This is a genomic window from Candidatus Omnitrophota bacterium (assembly GCA_016929445.1).
Taxonomy (GTDB): Bacteria; Omnitrophota; Gorgyraeia; order JAFGIU01; family JAFGIU01; genus JAFGIU01.
Genome location: JAFGIU010000127.1, coordinates 1 through 25,976 on the forward strand (window position 1 = coordinate 1; position 25,976 = coordinate 25,976).

Below are 25,976 nucleotides of genomic sequence, written 5' to 3' on the forward strand. Positions count from 1 at the left end.
CGTTCTCATGAATAACGGGAACCGGACAAGCTGTCGAGCAAATCGCAATATCCGGGTCCAACAAATAATCCAAATCAGCATCCAACTGCACAGCAGTGGCCCCGTGGGCTTGCGCCAAATCGCGCGCGCGATCCAATCGCCGGTTGGAAACCACCACAGCCCGGACCCCACGGCCCACCAGGCTTTGCAGAACCGCCTGCCCCATGGCCCCGGCCCCCACCACAACCACCCGCTTGCCGGAAAGTTGGGTAAATATCTTTTCTGCCAAATGGACAGCCGCGCCGCCCACCGACACCGTCCCCTCTCCGATACCCGTTCGCGTGCGCACTTCCTTGGCTGTGTTCAGGGCGCGCTGAAAAAGCTGGTTCAGGACCTTGCCCGTGGTACCGGAATCCAGGGCAGCCTCATAAGCGCTCTTCACTTGGCCCAGAATCTCGGTCTCGCCCACGATCATACTGTCCAAACCACTGGCCACGCCAAAAAGATGTTCCACACTCCCCGCCTGGGTGTGTTCGTAAAGACAGTCCCCCAAATCCTCGAGTCTCAATTCGTGGAAACTCAAAAGACGGCTTCGAATCTCTTCAGATGAACTGGGATCGCTCAGCGTGTAAAGCTCCACACGATTGCAGGTGGACAGAACCACACCTTCCTCAGCCAAACCTTGGGAACGCAATTGACGCAAGAATTCCGGCTGCTGCTTTTGCGTAAAAGCAAGCTTTTCGCGCGCTGCGACAGGGGCTGTCTTGTGGTTCAAACCAATACAAGTAATGTGCATGGATTAGAAAAAAGTATGCCGGCCCGGCAGCCAATAGTTCACGCCGACAAAGGTAAACAGCAAGCAAGCAAATCCCACCAAGGACATCAGCGCCACCCGGCCGCGCCGGCCCCCGAGCAAAAACCGCTCTACCAAAGCCCCAGCGTATACAGCCCAGGTTGCCAAAGCAGCCACAGTCTTGGGATCCCCCCAGGCCCAGGTTTCCCAATTCTTGGAGGCGAGCAACAAGCCCTGCGCCAAACCCAAGGTCAGCAAGATCCAACCCAGGAGCAACGCCCCGGAGTGCACGCGGTCCAGGGTCTCCAATGCAGGAGTCCGATTTTGAAAGATGTCCGGATCCTTTCGCTTGAGGCGAAAGACCACCCAAAGATAGGTGAAAGCCAGAAGAGCGGCTGTTAAAAAAGCAGAGTAGCCCAGGAGAGCTGTCAGACCGTGTGTCTGCCAGGAATCGAGTGCCATATTCCTACCTCGCGTAAGTCTCGCGAATCCAAGTATCCAAGGTGCCCGCAGGATCGTTCAGAACTTCTTCGGTCACAGGGAACCGGACTTCAACACCTTCTTTAGCAATCAGCTTGAGGCCATAATGGTAGTCGGCAAAGATCTCCCCGCAGAGGTCCGCAATCTCCTTCTGCTCCGCCAGCGAACGCTCGGCCAAATGCGTAAGCGCATGAGCGTCAAAATCCAGCCAAACTCCAACGCGCTTATGAAACTGGTTCACGAATTCGGCCACTGCCGCCTGGCGGTAGGGCATCTCTGCAGCAGAAGGATCCTCCAACCAACGGGCCAGATTCAAATCCGGTTCCTCCACAATCAATTCGTCAACCACAAAGCGCTTGATCTTGGAGGAAGGGAGTTCGTACTTGAAATTGCGGAAGAGCTGCTCGCAAACCGTGACCAGTCCGCGGGCTCCGGTGCCCTCTTCCGCCGCGCGTTCTGCCAGCTTTCGAAGAGCTCCGTCCGTCATTTTCATATCAATCCCGTAAGCCTTAAACGAGGCCTTGTGCTGATGGACAATCGAACCTTCGGAGTTTTTCAAAATCTGATAGAGTTCCTCCTGACCCAAAGGCTCGCAGGCCACGCGCACGGGAAGACGCCCGACAAACTCCGATTCAAACCCGAATTCAATGAGATCTGCGGTAGAGGCCTTTCTCAGCAAGGCGGTTTCGTCCTCCCCGAAGTCCTGTGTAAAACCGATCTGGCGGCGGTTGAGCCGTTTGTTCACGATCTCGCGCAAGCCGTCAAAAGCGCCGCTTACAATAAACAGAATATGCTTGGTACTGAGGGTCTTGCCCTTCTTGCCCCCCTTTTGCAGATCCATGAGCGCTTGCATCTGGCCGGCCACATCCATGGGATTGCGTAAAGGCACTTCCGTGTCTTCCATGAGCTTCAGGAGATTGCGCTGCACGCCCGCGCCGCTGACGTCCTTACCCAGCACGTTGGAGGAGGAGGCAATCTTATCCACTTCATCCAGGTAGATCATACCGTAGCGGGCACGCTCCACGTCCCCATCCGCCTTTTGCACGAGCTCACGCACCAGGTCCTCCACGTCCCCTCCGACATAACCCGTCTCGCTGAATTTCGTGGCATCGGCCTTGACCAAAGGAACACCGATAAGCTCGGCCAGGCACCGGATCAAATAGGTCTTTCCCACGCCGGTCGGGCCCAGGAGCAGGATATTTTGCTTGGCATACTCCCCCTTTTCGGCATTGCCGTCCGCACAATCAGCCACGTGGTTGTAGTGATCGCAAACTCCGATGGCCAGGATGCGCTTGGCCTCCTCCTGGTGGACCACAAAGCGGTCCAAATGCGCCTTGACCTCTTTGGGTTTGAGATTCAGTCTGAGACTCTTCTTTTCTTCAGCGGGCTTGCCCCCGCCTTCCTGAACCTTTTCGGAGTCCGGCTCCTGCGGCGGCTGCCTCTTGTCCTGCCTGAACTGCTGATTGAAGAATTCGGACAGTTGCCGCTGGATTTCTTCGGGGGACGGAATATTGGATTCGTTTTTGATTGTCATCGCTAGAACCTAAGGGTAATCAATCTCTTGAACAAAACTTTGCGGCGGCGTTGGGCCACCAGCTTCTTGAGCCAGGGTAACACCACTTGAGTGGCTTCTTCGCCGCGGCGGATGCATTCCTCTGCCTTGGAGAAATGAGCCCAAGACACATGCCGCAACTTGGGCTGAATCGGGATATCGCAGGCCTCGAGCTTAACCCGGTTGAGCTCGCAGGTCTTGATGCTGTCCGCCTGCAACACAATATCTATACCGTGCTTAAAGCTGCGGCGCTCCACCCAGCGTTCCGTGTTGACGCCGATCGTCAGATCAGCGTGGAGCTTTTTCATAACATCCGAGGGCACGGCCCCACGAATACCTCCGTCAATCAGCAGCCGCCTCCCGTAACTCACCGGAGGCAAAATACCGGGGATCGAAGCGCTGGCCAAAAGCGCGCGGGCCAGCTCGCCCTCACTCAGCAACACTTCTTCGCCTGTCATTAAGTCCACGGAAACCGCGCAAAAAGGAATCTGGGTGTCCTTGAATTCGTAGTCCCCGACCAATTCGCGGATAATCGCCTCGATTCCGGTGGAGTCCATAATATGCGAGCGCGCTGCCTGGCGATTATAGAAATAGAGCGTTCGGGCCACGTCCGCAATTCGCCGGAGCTTGTTCTTGGCAGAGCTCTCTTCAAATGCGTCGTGGGTTGTGGAGATGGATTCAATGTGAAAGAGCTCCTTGCGCTCGGCCAAGACCAAGGCCACCTCTTCCAATCGCTCCGTATTCCGATGCAGCGCAAAGGCGCCGCCGATGATCGCCCCCATGCTGGTGCCGGCAATGAGGTCAATGGGAATCCCTTCTTTTTCCAGCACCTTCAGGACCCCAATATGGGCCAAACCGCGGGCCCCGCCTCCACCCAAACACAAGCCCACTCTAAAGGGAAATCTCATACTATCTCTCCAACAACACCACCGTCTCCACGTGGCGCGTATGGGGGAACATGTCGTAAGCCTGGATACCGCACATCCGGTAACCCACTTCCGGTCCCAGGAGCGCCCCTAGGTCCCGGGCCAGGCTCGTGGGATTGCAGGACACATAAATCATGCGCTTGGGCGGATGGCGTTTAAGAAACTTGATCACCGACTTGTGCATCCCCGCGCGCGGAGGATCCAGGACCAGCAAATCGGGCTCCCCAAGCCCGTCCCAAGGCACCCCGGATTTCAACCAGTCTTCCACCTTACCACACTGCAACCGCACGTGCTCCATGCCCAGACGCTCCAGATTCTGGCGCCCCAAATCCACATTAAAGGGGTCGATCTCTAAACCGTACACACGCGCGGCATTCTGAGCCAAATACATGGCGATAATGCCAAAACCGCAGTACAAATCATAGACTGTCTCCCCCCCGGTCAAGGCGGCAAATTCCTTGATATCCTCGTACATGACCTCAGCCAGGCGGATATTGGGCTGGATAAAATTCGTCGGATGGAGTCGCAGTTCAAAAGGCCCGATCTTTTCCACCAAATCCCTGGGGCCGCCCAGGTGTTGCAGGTGGTCCGGAATTGCCACATCGGCAACCTTGCCGCTGACTCCCCACCAAAAGCCCCGGATCCAATCAAATTTATCCTGAAGGCGCTTCGCCATGGCCTCCACAAAATCCGTGTGCGCTTGGTCTCCGTACTCGGTGATCACGCAGGCGACCACCGTGTCGTAGTGCGCGCTGTGGCGCAGGATCAAATAGCGCCAGAATCCGTGATGACTCTTGGGATTGTAAGCGGGAAAACCGCTCTCATTTGCTTCGGCCTCCACCGCCTTGAGCAGGGTGTTGACGCGCTCGGGGACCAACCAGCAATCTTCAATATGCACAATCTTCCAGTAGGATCCCTTGCGATGCATCCCCAAAACCATTTCGCCTTCTTTGGATCGGCCGAAAGTAAATTCCATTTTATTGCGATAGCGCCAGGGATCCTCTGAAGTTTTGACAAGATCCGGAGTCACTTTAACGTCGACACCGGCCTCAGCCAAAATCTCGGTCAACTTCTGTGCTTTCTCCCTCACCTGGTCCTCATAGGGGATGTGCTGGTGACTGCATCCACCGCAGGCGCGATAGTGTTCACATCGAACGTTGAGTTCCTCGGCGGGTTCCACAGTCTGAGTGTTTTGCATAGATTGGTTTCCTCAAAAAAAGATGGGCAGGCAGCCTTTGCACTACCTGCCCAACGGGCATGATTGAAACGGTCGTCGGGGCCCTAGTCGTGGTTGTGTGAGTCCCATTCATCATCCTCTTCATCATCCCAGCCATACGGCCCGAAAAAGATGTTGAGGAAAAATACTGTATTTTCCGTGGCGGTCTTCCCCCCCTTGATCTTTTCGCCTTCCGGCAAAACGTGGGAGTCAAGCTGTTGGTTCTGATCCAGTTGACCGAGCACCTTCTGGAGGACCTTCTTCAACTTGTCGATTGCCTGATTCTGATGGTAGCTGGGTAGACTCTGGAGATCTTTGCTGCAGTTACGACAGAAAAATTGCACTTCGCCGCACTTAAAACACTCTCCCACCCAGGCCAGGTGCAGTTTCAAACTCTTGTTGCAATGCCCGCAGGTCAATTCCTCTTGGCACTTCTGGCAAACCTGGACAATCTCACCGCTGGGCAGAGTGAACTGTGCCGCCTTATCGGAAAAGAAAACATCCCGGCAGGAGATACAATGACCGGGCAGCTTGAGGGGAACGCGCTGAACTTCAACTTTCTTTCCACCAAAGTTGTGCTTACAAGTTTTGCGCTTATTGGTCACAGTCAATCCCTTCATCAAATGTGTGTGAACTCGTCTTTGTTTTCTGCCTGGGCCTCATCCTAAACCCACACCTATACCTTGTCAATGCCACTTTCCGAAGTGTGTTAGGATAGTTGCTCGCCTGCACACCTAACGAAAGAAAGCCATGCTAAAAAATACTCCTAAGATCAAAATCAACTCCAAAGCGACCCACCGTTTACGCACCCGCCACCCCTGGGTCTGGAAAGACGAAATCCAGCTTAGCGGATCCGTGCCCGAATCCGGGGCCGTTGTCTCCGTTCAGGACTCCAAGGACCGTCTGGCCGGCTGTGCCTTCTTTAACCCAATTTCTAAGATCGCGCTGCGTTTCCTGAGTTTTGAGGACGAAAATATCGATGAGGGATTCTGGCGGACCCGGCTCGAGGCCGCCCTGTCCAGGCGTCCCTTATATAGAGAGGAAGGCGACCTGTGCCGTTTGGTCTTTTCCGAGTCCGATGGGCTGCCCGGGCTGATCGTGGACCGCTACGGACCCGTGCTTTCCGTGCAGATGCTCAGCGCGGGCATGGAGCGCCTTCAAGAGACGATCTTGGGGATTTTGCAGGAGCTCGTGGAACCCCAGGCTATTCTCTTGCGAAACGATAGCCCCATGCGCGTCTTGGAGGGCATGGGAGCGACCAAGGAAGTCGCCTTCGGTGAACCGGAGCTCCCCCTGCCCCTGCAGGACGGAGACCTGAAGCTCTGGGTAGACCCCTGGCAAGGCCAGAAGACCGGCACCTACCTAGACCAGAGGGAGAACCAGCGCCGGCTCGGGGCCCTGGCCAAAGGCCGGGTTCTGGATGCGTTTTGCTATCAGGGCGGCTTTGCCCTGCACTGTGCGGCCGGAGCTGAGGAGGTTTTGGCTCTGGATAGCTCGGCCGAGGCCCTGGAGCTGCTCACGGAATCCGCGGCCCTCAATCAGATGCCCAATGTGAAATCCCTTCGCGCCAATGTGTTTGACTGGCTCAAGAACGAAGCCAAGGCTCAGTCCCGGAGCTTTGATCTGGTGATTCTGGACCCCCCGGCCTTTGCCAAAAAACGCGAGGATGTGAAGGCTGCCACGCGCGCCTACAAAGAAATCAACCTGCGCGGCATGAAGCTGGTCAAGCCGGGCGGGCTGCTCTTCACCTGCTCCTGTTCCTACAATATGCGGGAAGATATGTGGAAGGATTGCCTGCGCGAGGCTGCGGCGGACGCGGGCCGCACCGTACACCTGGTGGAAAGCCGCACCCAAGCCTCGGACCATCCGATCTCTCTGACTTTTCCGGAAAGTCATTACTTGAAGGCGACTTTGTTGCGGGTGGAGTAGGGCTTCACGACCTTGTCATTCCCGCGCAGGCGGGCATCTAGTTGGACAGCTGATCAGTCTGACGAGTAGATCCCCGTTTCCACGGGGATGACAATTCTTCCCCCGCCGGCTCAGGGATACGCATTATCCGATTGAGCTCCGCGTAGCGGATGAGAGGGTGCTCTTGGAGGCTCCGGAGCACCTGGCGCACACCCGCCCCGGCATTGCTTGTACGCACGTGGTAGATCTGCCCGCCCAGAAGCGTCTTAAGAACCTCCAAGCCCTGACTTCTCAGAATCTCCTCGATCTGGGGCTGGGTCGCCTCCTCAGTGAAGCGCAGGAGGATTTCGCCCGGAGCAAACTCCGCCTCGGAATTCAAGGTTTCCACACCGGTTTGAGCCAGTTTGGACGAGTCCAGGGCCAGAACCGACGTACAGGATCCAAGCATCACAAGGATAAGGATTGCAATACGCATACCCCTAGTTTACCTCTGGGGACAGGTCTCGCCTATTCATTTCACGACAGGGACTTACGTGAGGGCCGTCCCCTTCTTCTCTCCGATCGGTTTAGGTTCACTGGGGGACGACCCCTTCACAAGTACAAATACTGCAACAGGATGGAGAGACCTGTCCCTGGGTCTGCTATACTATTCCGTATGATCGAAATCAAATACGATGGTAAAATCCGACAAATCGAACGCAGCCGGGTCTCGGTGCTGCGCCTCATTGAGCTCCTGGGCCTGCTGCCTGAAGCCGCCATTGTCATTCGAAACGGCGAAATCGCCACAGAGGACGATGTCCTGCTCGCAGGCGACGAAGTGCAGGTGATCCGGCCCATTTCCGGGGGTTCCCATTGAAATGCCACCAGTGCGGGGAAAAAGCGGTCATCAAGATGCCCGCCCACCGGCTTAGCCTTTGTAAATCCCACTATATCCAATGGTTTGAAACCTACACGCGCCGCGCCATCGACAAGTTTGAGATGATCCAAACGCACGAGAAAGTCATGGTCGCAGTTTCAGGCGGCAAAGACAGCCTCGCGCTGTGGCATTTATTGGCCGGGCTCGGCTATGAAACCGTGGGCTTCTATATCGAGCTCGGCATCCCCGATCAAGGCTATTCCTCCAATTCCCAACTCAAGGCACAAAGCTTTGCCGAAAAAATCGGACAGAAGCTGGTGATTGCGCGAGTCGAGGAGGAGATGGGGGCCGGTATCCCCGAAATCTCCAAGAGTACCTACCGCAAGACTTGTTCCGTATGCGGGCTTTCCAAGCGCCACCTCATGAATCGCGCAGCCATGGACGAGGGGGTGGATGTACTGGCCACGGGTCATAACCTGGATGACGAAACCGCCTCACTCTTCGGCAATATGATCAACTGGGATATCGGGTATTTAGGAAAGCAAAGCCCTGTGCTGGCTGAGAATGCCGTGGGCCTGCGCAAAAAGATTAAACCCTTTTGTTACTTCACGGAAAAACAAGTGGCCATGTACGCGCTGCTTTCGGGCATCGATTACCTGCAGCAGGACTGTCCCCATTCCGTGACTGCCACCAGCCTGCGCTACAAAGAGATCCTCAATCAGATGGAGCACCAGTCGCCTGGAATGAAGCGGCGTTTTTTTGACCGGTATCTTCAAAATCAGGGACTTTTTCAGGCGGAGCAGACGCAGCCGGAGCTAAGGCCCTGCGCGCGTTGCGGGATGCCGACTTCAATTGAAGTGTGTTCTTATTGCAAGACGGTTGAGCGGGCGAAATGTCATTCCCGCGAAAGCGGGAATCCAGTTGGATAGCTGATCAGTTTGGCAAGTGGATCCCCGCCTGCGCGGAGATGACATACAGATTTACTCAATATTACCCGCATATACCGCAAAGAGAAGAAATTCTGTGTGCGCAGACATGTGCTGCACAGGGCGGGACTTTCCATAGCGAGGCAACCAAGGGCGCAGCAAGAGCTCCATGCCCTCGACCATCACATAGCCTGCGGCGCGCAAGGTCTCGGCCATTTGTTCCATTTGATTCACAGTCGGGTTGAGGCTTGCCAGGCGGGCACCGGGCTTGAGCACACGCTTGAGCCGCTCCACTTCTTCCCAGGGTGTGGGGATATCGAGCACTACAGCATCCACAGGATCCATCTCATAGTCGGCCTCGCGCTCACGCAACACCCATTGCACATCCCCTTCAATGCCGCTGCGCTCAAAATTCTCCTGCGCAAGCTCGAGGAAGTCCTCGCGCACATCACACGCGTAGACCCTGCCGCCAGGGCAAACGGCATTGACCAAAGCCAAGTTCAGAGCCCCGGAACCCACCCCAATTTCCAAAACCCGCTTCCCGGGCCGCAAATTATTCTTCATGCAAATATACGCGGCTTCTTTGGGGTACACGATATTGGTGCGGCGCTTAACCTTCATCATGGCTTCTTCCACGCTGGGATGCAGAATCAGCATGGAGGCCACATTGGTTGAGACCTGCGCGCCGTATTCCAGGCCCACAAGCTCTTCGTGCGGCAATATTCCGCGGTGAGTACTCAGCTTCCTGCCGGGAATGACCTGAAACAAATAGGTCGAGTCGTCGTCCGTGCGGACGAGAACCGTGTCCCCGGCTTGAATGGCTGATTCCTTAACTGTACTGCTTAGCAAGTTCACGGCGGCGGGCCTTTACCCTTTTGTCACGGCGATTGCGACGCTGCCGCTTGACTACTTTTCGGTGCTGTTGTCCCATGGACGTCTCTCCTATTGCTAACTTGTACTCAAAAAACAGCTTGGGGTGCTGTTGCCAAATGAACGTACAGCTTAGCATTGGGACCTGAACGGATCAAGCGAGCAATCCGGAACCGGGGACGGACCTTTCCTAACTTATTTGGCAGTAAGTGGTAATTGAGACCTGTCCCTGCTTTTAGGCCTCTAAAGGAAGGGTGGCACAGACGCGTGGGAGCCCCTGGGAACCCCATTCCACCCAGGCGGAACCCCCGTGCGCCTCAAAAATCAAGCGGGCTGTGGTTAATGCCACACCGTAGCGCTTTTCCTGGGCACCGCATAAGGCCGCGGCCTGCTCATCCGGGCAATCCTGCCAGAAAAGCCCCTCCGCATCCTGGCTCAGCCCCCCGGGAAACTGGAGGTGGTCAAAAGCCAAAAAAATCGATGAAAAGGAATACGCGAGTTCCAGTCTGGGTAAAGGCAACAAAGGCAATGTCTTGTGGTCTGTGAAATAGGCCTCGTTCGCCGGGACAGGCTCCTCTTCCGCGTGCGTAACAAAACTCAGGAGATTGCGCAGTGCGCAGGCAATCAACCGCGCATCCCCCTGCACTGTCGGCAGATCCGGCGGAATGCACACCTCAAGTTCCAGGGACTTTTTAGAAACCATCTGCTGCCGCTCCTTGATTAGCTTTTGAACCAAGCGCTGCAAATCCACCGGCTCGGGACGCCCCCGCAAATTGCCCTCCATGCCCGCGCTGAGCACACTCAAGGTCTCCAGCTGGGAGCGGGCGCTGTGGTAGAGAGCGATTTGGTCCTGCTTGTGCCCCAAAGATTTCTGCACCTTCTCTATCTCAGAAGCCACAACTTTTGCGCCCTTGCCCAACAAATGCCCCCAAGCCAACTTCCTCGCGTCCATGGCTTGCCGGGCCTCCTGTGCAAGCACCACCCGCTCTTCCGCATTCTGTTTTAGATCCTGGAGCTCCTCCACCTTCCAGTGCAAATCACGCACCATCTGCTGAAGGTTGGAATTCTCCATCACCAAGTCCCGCTGATGCAAGGTCTCGCGGATCACAGGGTAAAGATCCTGGAAAGACTCGGGTATTCCCATGACCCAACAGCGCCGGGTCTGCAACATCTTTTCCACTTGGGCGCCCTGTGTATTTTGTGTCAAGAACAAGCACACTGTATCCGGGCATTCCTCCAGCACCCGGGACACAATCTGAGACCCCGATAACCGGGGCATGGCTTCCGGAACCACTGCCAGGTCCACAGGCTGGCACCGCATTTTCTGCAAGGTCTCAAACCCATCCGCACTCTCGATGATTTTGTAGTGTTCGCGAAGCAATGTCCTGGAAAGAAGGGTGGACTGGCCGACCTTAGGGCTGGCAATTAGGATAGTTGAGGTTTGACCACTCATGGATGAGTTCCAAACTAGCTGCCCTGAGACCCATTGCTGAGGACTTCTTCAACACGATGGATTAGGCTGCTCATATCAAACGGCTTCACAAAATAATCAACAGCACCGATTCGTAGCATCTTCTCTGCAAGGTCTCGATTGTCCACCGTAGTGAATACGATTACAGGAATAATCTTGGTCACTTCGCCCTGTTTCAGATGGCGGCAAACTTCATCCCCTCTCATCCTGGGAAGAAGCATATCCAGGAGAATGAGATCTGGTGAGACCTCGCCTGCTTTCTTGAGCCCCTCGTCTCCGTCGTAGGCAACCTCGACATCGTACCCTTCGTCTTCGAACAGGGTTCGCAGCAGAGTTACTATCAGCTCACTGTCATCTACGATCAATACCTTCTTCATCACTTATTCCTGTCGTTTCATCCCAAATTCAATGCGTGGACCAACTGTTCAATCTCAATGGTGGACGCGCGCGCCTTCTCCAGAAGGGCGTCAACGTCTCCGGGACCATCTTTGGCGACTGGTTTGAGTTCCAGTTCCAGAGATTCGCACTTGTCGGCAATTTCCTTGGCCTCCAGCATCAAGGCCGTACCCTTAAGCGTGTGAAGCTCACCCAAGGCACTCTCAAGGGCTTCGGTATTTCCAAAGTCTTCGGCCAAAAGAGCCCAGTCCCGCTTAAGAGTTTCGAGGCGATTCATAGCCTCATTTTGAAACATCAGTTGAAGTTTGGCTTTATCCAATGGCATGGTCTTCCTCACTGCAAACCTTACTTTGCGCCGCCTTCATCGCCTGCCGAACCTTCCCGAGCAATTTCCTCTGAAATTCTCAACTCCAACTCGCGAACCGAACGCACACCATGGCCATTCACACCCATACGTCTCATCGCATTGACCATGGCCGCTATGATTTTGGTTCGGGACAGCTTGGTACCCGTGGAGAAGAGGGCATCCTTCCCGATCTCATCCAGGAAGTCCACCTGCTCTCGGTCCAGCAAGGCAATCACACGGTGCGCCAGCTTGTTGGAATGATCGTCTTGCCGCGTGACCTCACTCATAGAGACCTTCCCTTCGGTGTTCAAACAAAAAACCCATGGCACCGATAACGGCAACGCATGGGTTCTCCGACCTTTCGGTAGCCCAACCATCCGTCCTTACATGCGGCGGATTTGTGGCTTTGCGTCCCAACCTTACGGCTGGTTTGCCTTTATCGATTGTCTAACTTACCAATTTTTCATTTCAAATATATCACACTTTGTTCAACAGTCAATCGGCACAGCAGTTTAGAGTGTCTTTTTTACTCCTTTAAACTCACGGGGGACTCCACTTGGTGGAGGGTTTCCCCTCTTTGCAACACCACGATCTTTCCTTCGATGCGGGTGACCAAATACCCGTTGATCACCTCACCTTGCTGGACCTGACGCCCGTCAATGAGGGCCATGGGTTGTCCGTTCTTCCAGACCACCGCATCCACCTTGGGTAAAGCAGGCTCTTCCCGCAAAATCCCGGACGGGCGACGGCCGCTCCCTTCCAACCCGGGCACATTTGCCAGAATGGGGGCCCGGAATACCCACAAGACAGCCAAAGCCGCAAAAATCAATATCAGTTTCTTGCCCAGGCCGCTCTTCTTCTTGCCTCCGTATTCAGGAGGCAAACCTCTTCGACGGCCCTTTTTTATAGGCCCCTTCGGAGGCGTGGCAGGCAACGGACCCGGAGGAAACTCTTGGTTCGCCTCCGGCACCAATTCCTTGGGTAAGGGAGGCGCAGTAAATACATTCTGATCCGGCTCTGCCTCTTTGCTCGGCTCAAACTCACTCTGCCCCGAACGGCGCGCGGCAGTGGTGGCCTCTTTAATCTCTTCCTCCAAGCGCGCCAGCAAAGCTTTGGCCTCTGTTTCACCAGGGTGCAATTTGAGAGACAAGCGCACCTGTCTCTGTGCATCATGCAAACGCCCCTGCCGGTAAAAACGCACAGCCGCTTCCAAACACTGAGCCGCCTCTTTAGCAGGATCCTGGGCCGGAGAGTTTTCAACCGGCTGTCCCGCACTCTGCGGCACGTAGTTCACTGAAACCATCGGCCCGGGGGCGCTAATACTCTGTCCGGGAACTGCAGACAGACGTCTGATTTCCTCCATGAGAGTCGCCACGTCCTGATACCGGTGATCTGCATTCTCTTCAAGACACTTCAGAATCACTCCGCGAAGCTTACCCTGGATTTGCTCCGGCCGGATAATACGCGGGCTTTCACCTGTGAGGGCTTCATAGAGTGTGGCCCCAAAGGAATAGATATCACTGCGAAAATCGACTTGTTCATCTCCCCGCCTCTGCTCCGGTGACATGTAATCCAAAGTCCCGGAGGAGGTCCCGCCAAAACCGCCGGCATCCTTGCCCGCAAAGGCAAAGCGCGCCAATCCAAAGTCCACAAGTTTGGGCATCCCGGAGGGATCCATCAGAATATTGCTGGGTTTGATATCCAAATGCACAATGCCGCGCCGGTGAGCGTAGTCCAGGGCCCGGCAAATATCGTGGGCATGCGAGAGAACCTCTTCAGGATCCAAACCGCCTTGCTGTGTGATCTTCTGTTTGAGGGTCCCCCCCCGCACGTACTCCATGGCGATATAACACCCGTCGTCATCCGTATCCACGTCAAAGACCTGCACAATACCCGGATGCTGCAGGCTCGCAATGGACTTGGCCTCGCGCAACATGACTTCCAAGGCCGCGGGATTGGAGGCAAAGGCCGGACGCAAACGCTTTAGAGCAATGACGCGGTCCAGGCGATTGTCCCGGGCGCGATACACAATGCCCATCCCTCCCTCAGAGATGCTCTCCAAAATGGAATAACGGTCTCCTGGATCCTTGCGATCCTGCGGTTCTTTCTGCGGATCTGAATTCTCGTCCACACTCACTCCTTAGCGACCCAAGCTCAAACGCTTGGCCAATACATCAGGTAATCCTGCCTTAAGAATTTTTTCCTGTGTCTTCTGAACATTGTAGTTTACCCGCCGGAAATACAACTCCCCTATTTTGTCGTCAAAGAGAACCCAGCAGGCTTCATGCCTCCCATCCCGCGGCTGGCCTACGCTCCCCACATTCACGACAATCTTTTCGCCGGGAATCAGTTCCACGCGCCCTTCGGAAACAGACTCCCACTTTTTTTCTTCGCGGCACACGCCCGGCAAGTGGGTGTGCCCGATAAACAGCATCGACGATTTCAATTTTCTCAAGCTGGGCTGGGCGCTGGAGGTATTCATAATGTAATCCCAACGCTCGGGAATCTCCAGAGATGCATGGGCCAAAACGAAGTCCCCCATTTCCTTAACCAATGGCAAGGCAGCCAAATATTTCAAGGCCTCTTGGCCCAGATGCGCGCGCGCGTAATCCACCGCAGCAACTGCATAAGCATTGAAATATGTCACATCTGTCATCTCAACAACTGCATGATCATGATTGCCGGCCAGACACACGCCCCCAGAGTCCTCCACCGCTTTTCGCGTGAGCTCAAGGGCTTCAGCGGGCTGTGCTCCGTAGCCCACCACATCCCCCAGGCAGAGGATCTTGTCCGGTTTGAAACTCTGGACATCCTTGAGCGTCGCCTTTAAGGCCTCAAGATTGCTATGGATGTCGCTCATGATCGCGTACTTCATGAATACCTTCTTCCTAGCCCGGATATTGCACGAGTCTCCGGCAAAAGACACCGGAAACGACCGGTACTGCTGCGTTGTGCTCCCTCGGCCGTCCTCACCGTATCACACCGGATACGCCTGCGGAGTCCTCGGTCGCACGTCTTGCATTGCCGGTCCTTTGCGTCCCTTTTGCTCGAACTCTCATGCAATATCCGGGCTAGCCTCTGGGCAACCAGATTCTAAAGCGAGCGCCACCACTCTCCCCATTGGCTACCTCAACACACCCCGCATGCGACTCGATAAGATACCGGCAACTTGACAAGCCCAATCCTGTCCTGAATCCCTTATCCTTGGTGGTGAAAAGCGGCTCAAACAGTCGCTGGATCTGGCTCTCCGGGATTCCCGGGCCCGAGTCTTCCACAAAGACCTCCACGCCCCCTTCCGGAACATTTCGGGAAATCACCTTTACCGAGCCTCCGATAGGAATAGCCTCAACCGCGTTATCCAGAAGGTGTCCAAAGGCTTCCGCCAACCCCTGGGCATCTCCCTCAATCCGGTCCAGATCCTCTTGCAGACGGAGTTCGACCGAACCCTTCCTGGCCTCGAGCGGCCCCTGGATCTTTTCCACACAGGCCTTCAGCACCTTGTTGAGGTCCACCAAGGCCGTTGAACCCAGGCCTTGGCGGGAAAACTTCAGGAGCTTGGTGGCAATACCCGAACACTGCTTGGCTTCGGATTCAATCATCTTGGCCAGACCGCGCACTTCCTCCTGGGTCCGGGGCCCTGCTTCTGTCTCGGAAAGTTCCCGGAGGAGCATTTGCGCAGCACAAATAATGCTGCTGAGTGGATTGTTGATTTCATGGCCCACATTGTCGGCCAGCCGCCGCAAAGCAGCGAACTTTTCCGTCTCCAACACCTGTTCCCAGCGATGCTGGAATTCCCGGTCCAGCAAAGTCAGACGGCTGAAGAGATGAGATTTGGACAGGCTCACGGCAGACTGCTCTGCCAATCGCGCAAAAAGCCTGAGCTCCGTTTCCGAAAACCCGGCCCCATTGCCTCCGCGTTCCAAGTAAAGATAGGCAGCTGAGCGATTCCCGTGAGTCATCGGAGCCCATAGAGCCGTCAGGGAATCCGGAGTGCCTTGAGAATTTCCTCTGCAAGTCAACAGGGCCTCATTCCCTTTGAGCAGGGCCTCATTCCCTTTGAGCAGGGCCTGCGATTCCCCTCCGGGCAGCAAAAGTTGTAAAGGCCCGCCTTCAGGCTCCAAACCCCTGCCCGCGACACACAAGAACTCCTCCTCACCTTGATTCCAAACCAAGAGATAACCTTTGGCACAACCCAAGATTTCCACTGCTGCATCGAGAATTTCGTATCTCAAGCGCGCAGGGTCCTCCAATGAAAGGACATTCCGGTGGAACTTGACCAGGGCGGAGGAGTAATTCTCCGCGGACTCCGGGCTTTGAAAAAGCGCCTCCGAAGCCAGAACTTCAACTTGGTCTTCAAACACACACGGCGTAAAAGAAACCGGGACGCGCACCTTAGCCAAAGCATCCTCTTCATGGACTCGAATAAAAAGCAACTCCGTGCTGCCGACACGAATTTGGTCTCCAAAGCTCAGTTCATGAGTGCTGATGCGATCGCCGTTCACATAGGTCCCGTTTTTGGAATCCAGGTCGCAGAGGAGGAACTTGCCGTTGCGGAGGGCAATTTCGGCATGCCGCCGGCTCACCAGGGGGTCGGGAACACAACAAGGCAGTTGGGGATCACGGCCCAGGACGACCGCAGCGGCCCCCCCCAGCGGAAAGGTCACCCCCCGATGTTCTCCTCCCTTGACCACCAATTTCGGCATGGCTCGGTCCTAGTGGAGTCCGAGTGGCGGGAGCACAAAAAGACCCTGCTGCCTCAGGAGCACACAGGGTCACCCCAATCTCGCTTCGGCAGCCCAGCCATCCACTGTCGTCCCTAACCGCTTTATCTATAGGGACTTATGTGCATCTGTGACTTTGCGCCCCGCCCTTACGAACGGTTTGCCAGTTCGGCGATTTTGAAAAACGCTAAATACTGCTATTTCTTACGGCAAAGGATAGCACGGATTGTCCCAATGTCAATTTTGACTATAAGGACCTTTTACGGGTCAGAAGAGCCCGGTTGGACTGGCCCAAGGCCTCATAAATGGCCGCCTGGTTCTCAAGATAAACCCGGTTGTCGGGCCGCAAAGCCTTGGCGCGAAAGCTATCGGAAAGGGCCTGTTTAAAACGCCCCAAATTGGAGAGGGCCAAACCCCGAAGGCTATAAGCCGGTGCATAATAGGGGTCTTGCCGGATCACCTCGCTGAAGTGCCGGACTGCTTTTTCATAACCGCCGTGACACATCCAGATCCAGCCCAACACAAACTCCGCCTCCACAGCCGAAGCATCGAGCTGCAAAGCTTGACCTGCAGCTTCCTGGGCTGCGCGCATGCGTCCGGAAGCCGCCAGCTGCATTGCGTGGGCCGCCCAGGTAAAGGCCGAGATCTCCGAGCCGGCGACCATGGGAATCCCTGAACTCACGTGCTCCAAACCTAAGTCCCCCGGCTGCACCTCATACAGTAAACCTCGGTCTGTGCAATCAATGCGCAGCAGGCGGGGCCCGTCCTGCACAAAAATTGAAATTCCTTCAGTCTTCTTGAACGGAGTGGTGTCCAGGCCCAATTGATCCGCCAAGCAAAGGAAGACCAGACCCAGGCCCTGCGCACTCGCCCTCCGGTTCCTCAGCACAGGCGTTAAATAAAAATAGTCCGGACTTGTGCCTTGGGTGCCGGTGACCATTGCAATCCCCTCCGGACTGTTGAGGTGCCGGGCCACGGCAATGCCGCGTTGCAAGTCCGTGGTGCAGTGCGCAAAAGAATCCGTATCAAGAATTTCCGCGGCCAGGACGCCCAGACGTCTCATGGACTCGTCTTCACGCCAGGAGGCGTCAAAATCCTCGGCCAAAGCGGCAAGCAAGCGGCTTAACGAAGGTTCTCTCAAATTCTGAGGACTTAATGGAGCCAAATTGAACAGGGGGCCTGAAGTGGGAGAAACGGCCGCAGCGCTGGAACTTTCACCATAAAAGACAACGCTGGAGGAAAGCGCAAAAATTACTAAAAATAAAGTGGTTATGAGCTTGAGTCTTGCCATGGATTAAGAAAAGCCCGCCCGCCTGGTGAAAAGATGCTTAATTATACTGCAAATCAACATATTTGTCAACAGATTCCCTTGTTAAGCAAGGAGTTAGGATCGTTTTAAAAACAGGCCTTCAATTTATTCGATTAAGGATGCTCCACTTTTTAAACGATGGGAAGAAAGGCGGTAAGTGAGGGGACAGGGACAGGTTGAGCTGACCCACTTTCGTGCCCAAGACCTGTCCCTGTAATTCTGTCAATCCTGTTTAAGACCCAGCAGCTTGTAGACTTTGACGAACTGACTCTTTCCCTTGACCTGGACTGAGTCCAAATACTCGACTTCCACAAGATTTTCCACATCAGCCAGGGTAAATTCCGTAATGATGATATGACAATCAAACCCGCGGGTCAGGGCCTCGACACGCGCACCCAGATTCACGGCATCTCCGATGACCGTGTAATCCATCAGACTCTTGGAGCCCATGTTGCCGACAATCATTTCGCCTGTGTTGATGCCTATGCCCATATCCAACACATGCCGGCCCGCTGCACTCCACTGGATTTGAAGTTCTTTGAGGCGCTCAACCATCTGGAGGGCAGTCCGCACTGCAAGCTCCGCGTGATTCTTCACCTCTTCAACCGAAGGCGCGCCGAACACCGCCATGATTTCATCGCCCACATACTTGTCCAGCGTCCCGTTGTTCCTAAAAATGATCTGAGTCATCTCGTCCAAGTATTCATTCAGAAGCAACACGACTTCTTCCGGAGACATCTGTTCGGAAATCGTGGTAAATCCGCGCACATCACTAAAGAGAACTGTTAAGTTCTTACGCGCGCCGCCCAAGTTGAGTTTCGAGGGATCCGACAAGATCTCTTCCATAACATTGCCGCTCACATAGTGGCCAAAGGCTTTTTTGATAAATCGCTTTTCCTTTTCTTCCGTCATAAAGGAATACGATGTCACTCCCACGAAGGTCAGCCCCAAGCCAATCAAAGGATTCAGGGCATCAATCCATAAGCCATGAGACTTAAAAATTAAGAGTGAGCTGAAGACCGAGGCCACACTCAGGGAGGTCACAAAACCCAAGCCCTGAAAGGCGGAAAGGCGCGGCAGAAGAAGCACTGCCAGCAAGACCCACAACGCTGCCCAAGCAAATTGCTCTTTGGGGCCGGCCTCGCCGAGAAAGCTCTCCGTCAGAATCGTATTGAGCAGATTGGCATGCGTGCCCACCACCGGGTAATTAGAGGCCAAAGGAATCGGTCCGTAGTCGTGAGTCCCCGGCGCAGTCAAACCCACAATGCAGATTTTGCCTTCCACTATCGGGCCCAGGCGTGTCCTCAATTGCCGCAACACGAGCCGGTCCTGAGCCAACTGTTCCTGAATTTGGCCGCTTCCTTCTTCCCTCAGAAGATTTTGATTGTGAGTCACATTCTGTTGCATCTCCCACAAGCGATACACAGCCGCACATGAAAGATGGGCAAAACCCGGCCCCCAATCATCGGCCCAATTGATCATCAAACAACCCATGGAGTCGGTCGGGATAAACAAATCCCGCGGCTGGACCTCGTTAGGCAGACGGGCGGAAGGCAAAACAAAGCCCTCCCCCTTTGATGCCCGGACCCGCGTCCGGTCCACCGACAAGTAATCCATCAGAGCGCCCATGGCCAGCTGCGGCACAGCATAACCTTCGTAATTGAGAAACAGAGGCACACGCCGGATAACACCGTCGGAATCAGGAACTGCGTTGAGGTAACCGCTTCCCGCGCAGACCTTGCTGAAGAGCACCATCGGAGCATCCAGATCAATCGAGACATACGGACTGTCTACCGCCAACTCCCCCTGAATGCCGAAGCGCTTCAAAAATATTTGCTTCTTACGCACGGCCTCATAGACCACCCCCAAAGTATGGTCGGAGCTTGGATCGGTCATCATATAGTTGAAGAGCGATTCATCGGCATCCTGCAGAGTCCACATGATCTCGGTCACTTCGGCATTGGGATTGGCTTCCAACAGAGGCCGGATTTTCTCGGTCAGGAGTTCGTGCCGCACCCATCCCAAATCCGAGCGCAGCTCTTCATCAGGTGTCTCTCCCAAATGATAGGCCAAGGCTTCCAAAGGAACGGAAAGATCGCGGATAAGAAAATTGCGAATCCGAAAGCGACGCGCAATGCGCTCCAATTCCTCTGTGTCAAACAGACGGGAATACGCCGGATAGGCCCCTGCCACAGCAAGGAGGCCCTCCTGATCCAGTGTGGGATCGTCAATCAAGGCCTTGGCCAGGTGGGCTTTGAGCGCCAGATAGGCCCTGTGGCGGGCGAGATCTTCCTCCGTATAAATAACCTGCATCCGGTTACCTAAATACACATTACCGGAGGAAGCCACGGCACGGGAAAGGATCGCATCATCATTGCGTACAGCCTCGTTTAACGTGCGCTGAACATCACTCTCAATCTGATCCAAAGCTGAAGAAATCTGCCCAAGGTATGCAACGGACTCCTCAGGAGTCGCTGTCCCGCCGGAAACGAGTCCGGATGCCTGGGCAATGAAATCCTGGATTGCGGCTTTTCCCCGCTGAAACCCCACGCCCTCCTGCACGAAATCGCCATCCACGGTCAGCTGTTGCGGCTCGGTGAAGAGCACGTCAAAGAGGATCTGTTTTGCGCCCAGCTGGCCCAAAGTCTCGATGATGCGCGCAAAAGTCTGCCTGGGCCAGGGCCAGCGTCCGAGAGTTTCAATGGCATGCTGGTCCATCTCCACAAAAAGAATTTCCGGAGCCTGGTGCTGCACACCCCGCTGCCGGAAGGCCCAATCAAAGGTTTTGAGTTGAAAGGAAGAGTAGAAATCCCCGCCAAAGAGGTTAAGAAGGAAAATGCTGACAAGGGCCATAAGCCCTATAAGCAAAGCTGTGGTGTATTTTCTTAGCACAATGGAAGCTCTAAAATGAACTTCGTCCAGGTGGGTTCGCCTTCTTCCTGAGTTTGGCTCTCCACCCAAATTTCGCCCCCGTGATCATTCACAAGCTTCTTGGAAATAGCCAGGCCCAGGCCCGTCCCGTGGGACTTCCCCTTGGTCACAAAGGGCTGGAACAACGTTTGCCTTAGATCCACCGGCACACCGGGCCCGCTATCCTGGATCTCAATACGCAGTTTGTCTCCGTTCTGGCGCGAACGCACTGTCAAAGTGCCGCCGTCAATCATGATATCCGCTGCATTCCCGCAAAGATTGAGGATAACCCTGCGCAGCCGGTCCGGATCCATGCGCGCCTCCCCTGAGTATCCCACTTCGGTCACCACCTCAATGCCCCGGCGCTCAACCGTGCGTTTCATAAAGGAAAGCGTCGACTCCAGAAACCCGCCAACCGCCACAGCGGAAATATTGAGTTTGTACTCGCCGCGGGAGTAGTCCAGAATATCCCGGGTCATGTCCACCAGGTGATCAATCTCCTGAATAATGTCATGCGAAAACTGCTTGACCTCTTCTCCCTCCAGCATTCCCTTCTCCAAAAGCTGGCAGAAGCTCTTGACCGAGGCCATCGGGTTTTTCAAATCATGCACAATCGTATTGGCCACCTGGCCCACAGCCGAGAGCCGCTCCGCCTGCACCAGCTTGGCCTCGGCAGCCAGCAGCTCCTTGTGAGTCTTAATCAGATCCGCATGCTTGTCCGCCAAATCCTTGTAGATACGGGCGTTTTCCAACGCAATGCCCGCCTGACCGGCGACAATCTCGAGCATTTTGCGGTCTTCGATTGTGAAACAGGCCCCGCGTCTCTTATTAATGACTTCCAAGACTCCCAGTAGCTTGCCTTGGTGCTCCACTGGAATAGCAAGAATGCTGCGCGTTCGAAACCCGGTTTGCTTGTCGGCTTTTTGATGGAAGCGTTTGTCCTTGGACACATCTTTGACGTTGAGCGGCTTCCGGGTCTGCCCCACAGTACCCGCAATCCCCTGGCCCAGCTTCACCACGATCTCCTGCGCGGCTTTGCCCTTCTCCCCCAAGGCCACGGTAAAATGCAGGGTGCGGGTCTTGGCCCTGTACAGGGCAATAGAGCTCGCCTCTGCCCCCACAGTCTCACTGGCCTCTTTCATGATCAGGCGCAATAATTTTTCGTAGTCATGCATGGATCCAACAAGTTGGCTAACGGTCAGGAGGGTGTGGATCTGCTTGCGCAGATGCGCGGATTCCCCGGGTGTTGAAGTTTTCCGGGCGGGCTTCTTGGTAATCTTTTTGCGGGCAGCCATTTCGCCTCTCCTTATCATGGCAAAAGTGGGTACAACATAAAGGATTATACCACCAGTTCTCGCATAACCCCTTCCCCTGATACAGGGATATGATAAACTATACCCGAAAGTACTCATTTCTGCATTGTCATCCTTTTGGGAACACCGGGGGCGGTCTGTGGCTACTATCCTTATTATTGATGACGACGAAATCCTGCATAAGTTCCTGAGACAGATCCTGGGCAAAGAAGGGCATCAAGTGGAAGAGGCCTTTGACGGCATGACGGGCCTGGAAATGGCCCGCTCCTGCAAGCCTGATCTTATTCTTCTCGACCTGGAACTCCCGCGCCTCAACGGCCACAAGGTCTGTCAAATTCTCAAGGCAGACAAAAACTACCAAAGCATCCCCATTATCATGATGACAGCCTCTCTTCAGCACGAGGACAAGCAATGGGCTGAAAAAACGGGCGCCAATCACTACTTCACAAAACCCTTTGATCTGGAACAGCTCACCGGAACCATCAAAGAGCTCCTAGCCCAAGCACAAAACGCAGAGGGCTGATCCTCAATATAGGGAGAGCAATATGAGTGATCAAGACGCACCCCAGGCAAACAAAAGCGCTCAGGAGGTCTTGTCCCCTGAGGATATTGAAAGCCATCCCCTGATCCAAGCCCTGCTGAACAAAAACCTGATCAACGGAGGCCAGGTCGCGGACCTCGTGGAAGCCCACCAATCGACCCACGATCCGCTGGACAAACTCCTTGTAGACAAACACATCATCAGCGAGGAACAGCTCGGCCCCTTCCTGGCCACACAGATGGATATCCCCTTTATCGATCTGAAGACATTCATCATCGAACCCGAAGTGCTGGCTACCTTGCCGGAGGCCCTGGCGCGCAAATACAATCTTGTCCCGCTTTTCCGAATCAAGGATAGCTTGACTTTGGCCATGGTGGATCCTCTGAACGTGCCGGCCATTGAGGAAGTGCAAAAAGTCACGGGTTGTGTGGTGGACACCATGCTCGCCAACCGTTCCTCCCTCCTGCAGTGCCTGGACCAGCACTACGGCACAGGCGACTCCATGGAGGAGCTGGTGGAAATCACGCAGGAACTGGATGACGGCGAAAACGAGGAGGGTTTCGACGCTTCGGACGTCCAGAAGATGACCGATGATCCGCCGCTTATCCGGCTGGTGAACCTGCTGCTTTTGCAGGCCATTGACCAAAAGGCCAGCGATATCCATATCGAGCCCACAGAAAAGAATGTGCGCGTTCGCTTCCGCTTGGACGGCATCCTGCACGAGGCCAAGACACTGCCCAAAAATATTCAGTTCCCGGTGACCGCGCGTCTAAAGATCATGTCCGAAATGGATACCATCGAGCGGCGCAAGCCCCAGGACGGCCGTATTTCGATTCGCGTGCGCGACCGGGGAGTGGACCTTCGTGTCTCGACCTTTCCCACGGGCTTGGGCGAAAAGATCGTTATGCGTATTTTGGATAAGAGCGGGGGAGTGCCCAAACTCACGGACCTGGGCTTTCAGGAAGATGTGCTTGAGACCTTCAATCAGTTGATCAAGCGCCCCAACGGCATCATCTTGGTGACCGGCCCTACGGGCAGCGGTAAAACTTCGACTCTTTACTCCGCGCTGGACGCCATCAATACCGTGGAAATCAATATCATGACCTTGGAGGATCCGGTGGAAGCCGCAATCCCCGGGCTGAACCAAGGGCAAGTCAATCCTAAGGTGGGTATGACTTTTTCGGCCGGGCTCCGGTCCATTCTGCGTCAAGATCCCAATGTGGTGCTCGTGGGGGAGATTCGCGATGACGAAACCGCGGAAATCGCGATCCGGGCCTCCTTGACCGGCCACTTGGTCTTCAGCACCTTGCACACCAACGATGCGCCTTCGGCCATCACCCGCCTGATTGATATTGGTGTAAAGCCTTATCTGGTAAGCTCTTCCGTACTCGGAATCCTGGCTCAGCGTCTGGTTAGAAAGGTCTGCGTCAAGTGCGCCAAGAAAGGCCCCCCTGACGAAAAGCTCTGCCGCCTTCTGGGCATTGACCCCAAGAAAGAATTCTCCGGAGAGGTGCCGATTGCCAAAGGCTGCGAAGAATGCCACCAAACCGGGTATAAGGGACGCATGGGTCTGATGGAACTTTTTGTTCCGGACGAAAAGTCCCGGCGGGCCATCGTAGATGGGGTGGACGACACACGCCTCAAGGCAGACGCTGTCGAGCGCCTTGAGATGAAGACTCTCAAGATGGACGGAATTGAAAAGGTGAGACTGGGCTTCACAACCCTGAGTGAAGTCTTAACCGCAACCTCAGATTAAGGGATGGGGATCGTCACACTCAGACGTTCAGAATCTACCGACTCGTTCCCCACTTTGTCCACAGCCACAATCCAGAAATCGACTTTGCCCGAACCTCCGGTTTCAGCCTTGACTGTGGTCAATACAACCCCGTCAATATAGAATTCGCGCTCTTGGATTATGTCGTCTGTGACCAAAAGACGATCTCCACCACCTGTGTTGGAATAATAGAGATCAAAACCCCAGAAATCGGGTTCGGTATTCATTTCCCAGGATAGAACCACCAAGTCGGACGAAACCGTTTGTGCTCTCGGGGTCACCGGCCGGTCTGGAGGCCGGTCATCCTTAAATACGAAGCCACCTTCGTTCCCGGCCAAGTCTTGGGCCACAAATTCCAGAAGCACGGTTCTGGACCCGCCGGATTGCCGGGGAATGCGGTCGACCACGCCCTGGAAAAAGCCCTTCTCGTCCACCTTGAGACGTTTCCCGTTCACCAGAACAGACGAACCAACATCAATCTTTCCGCTCGCTGTGAGCGCGCCCCGGCGATCAATCTGCACATCCACGTTTTCAAAGCGCGGAGGAACCGTGTCAAGAAGAACCCTGTAGAAGGCTTCCTCCGGCGCACCATCACTTCCCACGGCCTTGAGAGCGAGTATATTTTCCCCTTCCTCCATCATGACCTGAACATTAAAGCGGCCTGTGTCATCAATCACCGATTCTTTGTCATTCACCCAAAGCTGGGCCCCGGCCGCGGCCACACCCGTGAGAGTCAGGACATTGAGATTGGTTGCCGCAGGGACCCCCCCGGCAAGACGCACAAGAGAAAGTTGTTGCCCAGATCCACTGGTTGCAAGACCCTGTTCCGTCATCCAGGTTTCCATATCGATCACACGCGGGTGATCCGGGAATAATCTCACAAACTCCTTGGTGTACTTTGTGGCAGCTTCGATAGCCTGCAGTTGCTGGTTGCCATAAGCCAGTCCATAAAGCGCGATCCCTAAATCCAGGCCCTTGGGATTAAGATCATAAGCTTTCTGAAACTCCTCCAAGGCCTTTTTGAAATTCCCACCGGCCAAACTCAGCATACCGAAATGCCCGTACACCTTGACCATCACATGCGGACCGGGATCCTGACGCGCCACGGCCTCAAGAGCCGCCCGGGTTTCTTCAGGATTATCTTTGGTTCCGGCAATTGCGTAGTAGTAAGCCACCTCAAGACCCCGTTCTAGGCTTTCCTTTTCACGCAAGGGCTCCAATGTCTCAACAGCCTTATCCCATTCCTTGCGTCCTATTAAGGCGCGCGCCATCTTGATACGCACATCCTCCTCCCAAGACGGGTCCGGAAGCTTCCTGAGCAAAGGATCTAACTCTTTCTTTGCCTGATCATAGGCCTCAATACTCAGGTAACATGCTGCCTTAAGGCTCTGCACCCAGGCCGTAATCGTTTGATCCCGGCTCGACACTTGCTCCAGTGCCTCTAAAGCAGATTGATACTGACCGAGCCAATAGTAGGCGGATGCAACGCTCATATAAGCCCCGGGTGTTTGATCGTGGTCCGGATGCGCTTCCGCAAACATCTGGTACATCTCGATGGCTTTTTCGTACTCCCCCTTCTCGAATAGACTGTTTCCGCTGTCAAAATACGTGGCCTTTGCCTGAGGACAATATGCGCCCAAGCCCAGAAAACAGATCAGCAGCCAAACGAAGTGTCTTTTTAGCATTTCC

24 protein-coding genes and 2 riboswitches are annotated in these 25,976 nt (G+C 54.8%); of the genes, 5 read left to right on the forward strand and 19 right to left on the reverse strand.

Annotation, left to right across the window (positions count from 1 at the left end):
• From hemA to JW937_09785, 6 genes are all read right to left on the reverse strand, one after another.
• The coding region (gene hemA, locus JW937_09760; GenBank protein ID MBN1587693.1) for a glutamyl-tRNA reductase at window positions 1–775 on the reverse strand (775 nt) is incomplete at its 3' end.
• A 3-nt stretch (window positions 776–778) separates the two neighbouring features.
• Complete coding sequence (gene ccsA / locus JW937_09765) at window positions 779–1,234, reverse strand: cytochrome c biogenesis protein CcsA (protein ID MBN1587694.1); 456 nt, start codon at window positions 1,232–1,234, stop codon at window positions 779–781.
• Between the two features lie 4 nt (window positions 1,235–1,238).
• The gene (locus JW937_09770; protein ID MBN1587695.1) at window positions 1,239–2,786 is read right to left on the reverse strand and encodes an AAA family ATPase; all 1,548 of its coding nucleotides are present in this window, start codon (window positions 2,784–2,786) and stop codon (window positions 1,239–1,241) included.
• A gap of 2 nt (window positions 2,787–2,788) precedes the next feature.
• Window positions 2,789–3,712, reverse strand: a complete 924-nt coding sequence (locus JW937_09775; GenBank protein MBN1587696.1) for a patatin-like phospholipase family protein — start codon at window positions 3,710–3,712, stop codon at window positions 2,789–2,791.
• A 1-nt stretch (window position 3,713) separates the two neighbouring features.
• Window positions 3,714–4,928 carry a 23S rRNA (uracil(1939)-C(5))-methyltransferase RlmD gene (gene rlmD / locus JW937_09780; protein MBN1587697.1) on the reverse strand — a complete coding sequence of 405 codons (1,215 nt, stop codon included), beginning with the start codon at window positions 4,926–4,928 and terminating at the stop codon, window positions 3,714–3,716.
• An 83-nt stretch (window positions 4,929–5,011) separates the two neighbouring features.
• Complete coding sequence (locus JW937_09785; GenBank protein ID MBN1587698.1) at window positions 5,012–5,566, reverse strand: hypothetical protein; 555 nt, start codon at window positions 5,564–5,566, stop codon at window positions 5,012–5,014.
• Window positions 5,567–5,696: 130 nt separating this feature from the next.
• On the opposite strand from JW937_09785, the gene JW937_09790 reads away from it, so the two are divergent.
• The gene (locus JW937_09790) at window positions 5,697–6,875 is read left to right on the forward strand and encodes a class I SAM-dependent rRNA methyltransferase (protein MBN1587699.1); all 1,179 of its coding nucleotides are present in this window, start codon (window positions 5,697–5,699) and stop codon (window positions 6,873–6,875) included.
• A gap of 37 nt (window positions 6,876–6,912) precedes the next feature.
• Here JW937_09790 and JW937_09795 read toward each other — a convergent pair whose 3' ends face one another.
• On the reverse strand, window positions 6,913–7,329 hold the full coding sequence (locus tag JW937_09795) for a hypothetical protein (GenBank protein MBN1587700.1): 417 nt from the start codon (window positions 7,327–7,329) through the stop codon (window positions 6,913–6,915).
• Window positions 7,330–7,509: 180 nt separating this feature from the next.
• On the opposite strand from JW937_09795, the gene JW937_09800 reads away from it, so the two are divergent.
• On the forward strand, window positions 7,510–7,710 hold the full coding sequence (locus tag JW937_09800) for a MoaD/ThiS family protein (protein ID MBN1587701.1): 201 nt from the start codon (window positions 7,510–7,512) through the stop codon (window positions 7,708–7,710).
• Window positions 7,711–7,745: 35 nt separating this feature from the next.
• On the forward strand, window positions 7,746–8,639 hold the full coding sequence (locus tag JW937_09805; protein MBN1587702.1) for a TIGR00269 family protein: 894 nt from the start codon (window positions 7,746–7,748) through the stop codon (window positions 8,637–8,639).
• Between the two features lie 51 nt (window positions 8,640–8,690).
• On the opposite strand, the gene JW937_09810 is transcribed toward JW937_09805, so the two are convergent.
• From JW937_09810 to JW937_09860, 11 genes are all read right to left on the reverse strand, one after another.
• On the reverse strand, window positions 8,691–9,491 hold the full coding sequence (locus JW937_09810; protein MBN1587703.1) for a tRNA (adenine-N1)-methyltransferase: 801 nt from the start codon (window positions 9,489–9,491) through the stop codon (window positions 8,691–8,693).
• A 250-nt stretch (window positions 9,492–9,741) separates the two neighbouring features.
• Window positions 9,742–10,959: a hypothetical protein gene (locus JW937_09815; protein MBN1587704.1), complete on the reverse strand. Its 1,218-nt coding sequence runs from the start codon at window positions 10,957–10,959 to the stop codon at window positions 9,742–9,744.
• A 14-nt stretch (window positions 10,960–10,973) separates the two neighbouring features.
• The gene (locus JW937_09820; protein MBN1587705.1) at window positions 10,974–11,354 is read right to left on the reverse strand and encodes a response regulator; all 381 of its coding nucleotides are present in this window, start codon (window positions 11,352–11,354) and stop codon (window positions 10,974–10,976) included.
• Window positions 11,355–11,371: 17 nt separating this feature from the next.
• Window positions 11,372–11,698 (reverse strand): Hpt domain-containing protein, encoded by a 327-nt coding sequence (locus tag JW937_09825; GenBank protein MBN1587706.1) that lies wholly within the window; start codon window positions 11,696–11,698, stop codon window positions 11,372–11,374.
• Between the two features lie 20 nt (window positions 11,699–11,718).
• Window positions 11,719–12,006 (reverse strand): hypothetical protein, encoded by a 288-nt coding sequence (locus JW937_09830; GenBank protein ID MBN1587707.1) that lies wholly within the window; start codon window positions 12,004–12,006, stop codon window positions 11,719–11,721.
• 73 nt (window positions 12,007–12,079) lie between these two features.
• A riboswitch (cyclic di-GMP riboswitch) is annotated at window positions 12,080–12,164 on the reverse strand.
• Between the two features lie 81 nt (window positions 12,165–12,245).
• Window positions 12,246–13,850: a protein kinase gene (locus JW937_09835; GenBank protein MBN1587708.1), complete on the reverse strand. Its 1,605-nt coding sequence runs from the start codon at window positions 13,848–13,850 to the stop codon at window positions 12,246–12,248.
• Between the two features lie 9 nt (window positions 13,851–13,859).
• Entirely contained in the window at window positions 13,860–14,594 is a 735-nt protein-coding gene (locus tag JW937_09840) for a metallophosphoesterase (protein ID MBN1587709.1), read from the reverse strand.
• Between the two features lie 196 nt (window positions 14,595–14,790).
• A complete protein-coding gene (locus tag JW937_09845) occupies window positions 14,791–16,422 on the reverse strand; it encodes an FHA domain-containing protein (GenBank protein MBN1587710.1) in 1,632 nt (543 codons plus the stop codon).
• Between the two features lie 84 nt (window positions 16,423–16,506).
• Window positions 16,507–16,615: riboswitch (cyclic di-GMP riboswitch) on the reverse strand.
• A 72-nt stretch (window positions 16,616–16,687) separates the two neighbouring features.
• Window positions 16,688–17,731 (reverse strand): tetratricopeptide repeat protein, encoded by a 1,044-nt coding sequence (locus JW937_09850; GenBank protein ID MBN1587711.1) that lies wholly within the window; start codon window positions 17,729–17,731, stop codon window positions 16,688–16,690.
• Window positions 17,732–17,971: 240 nt separating this feature from the next.
• Window positions 17,972–20,602 carry an adenylate/guanylate cyclase domain-containing protein gene (locus JW937_09855; GenBank protein ID MBN1587712.1) on the reverse strand — a complete coding sequence of 877 codons (2,631 nt, stop codon included), beginning with the start codon at window positions 20,600–20,602 and terminating at the stop codon, window positions 17,972–17,974.
• Window positions 20,603–20,634: 32 nt separating this feature from the next.
• Window positions 20,635–21,954 (reverse strand): GAF domain-containing sensor histidine kinase, encoded by a 1,320-nt coding sequence (locus JW937_09860; GenBank protein ID MBN1587713.1) that lies wholly within the window; start codon window positions 21,952–21,954, stop codon window positions 20,635–20,637.
• 157 nt (window positions 21,955–22,111) lie between these two features.
• On the opposite strand from JW937_09860, the gene JW937_09865 reads away from it, so the two are divergent.
• On the forward strand, window positions 22,112–22,495 hold the full coding sequence (locus JW937_09865; GenBank protein MBN1587714.1) for a response regulator: 384 nt from the start codon (window positions 22,112–22,114) through the stop codon (window positions 22,493–22,495).
• Window positions 22,496–22,517: 22 nt separating this feature from the next.
• Window positions 22,518–24,269, forward strand: a complete 1,752-nt coding sequence (locus JW937_09870; GenBank protein ID MBN1587715.1) for a type II/IV secretion system protein — start codon at window positions 22,518–22,520, stop codon at window positions 24,267–24,269.
• Here the strand turns inward: JW937_09870 and JW937_09875 are convergent.
• Window positions 24,266–25,972 carry a tetratricopeptide repeat protein gene (locus tag JW937_09875; GenBank protein ID MBN1587716.1) on the reverse strand — a complete coding sequence of 569 codons (1,707 nt, stop codon included), beginning with the start codon at window positions 25,970–25,972 and terminating at the stop codon, window positions 24,266–24,268. The genes JW937_09870 and JW937_09875 overlap by 4 nt on opposite strands.
• Between the last annotated feature and the right edge of the window lie 4 nt (window positions 25,973–25,976).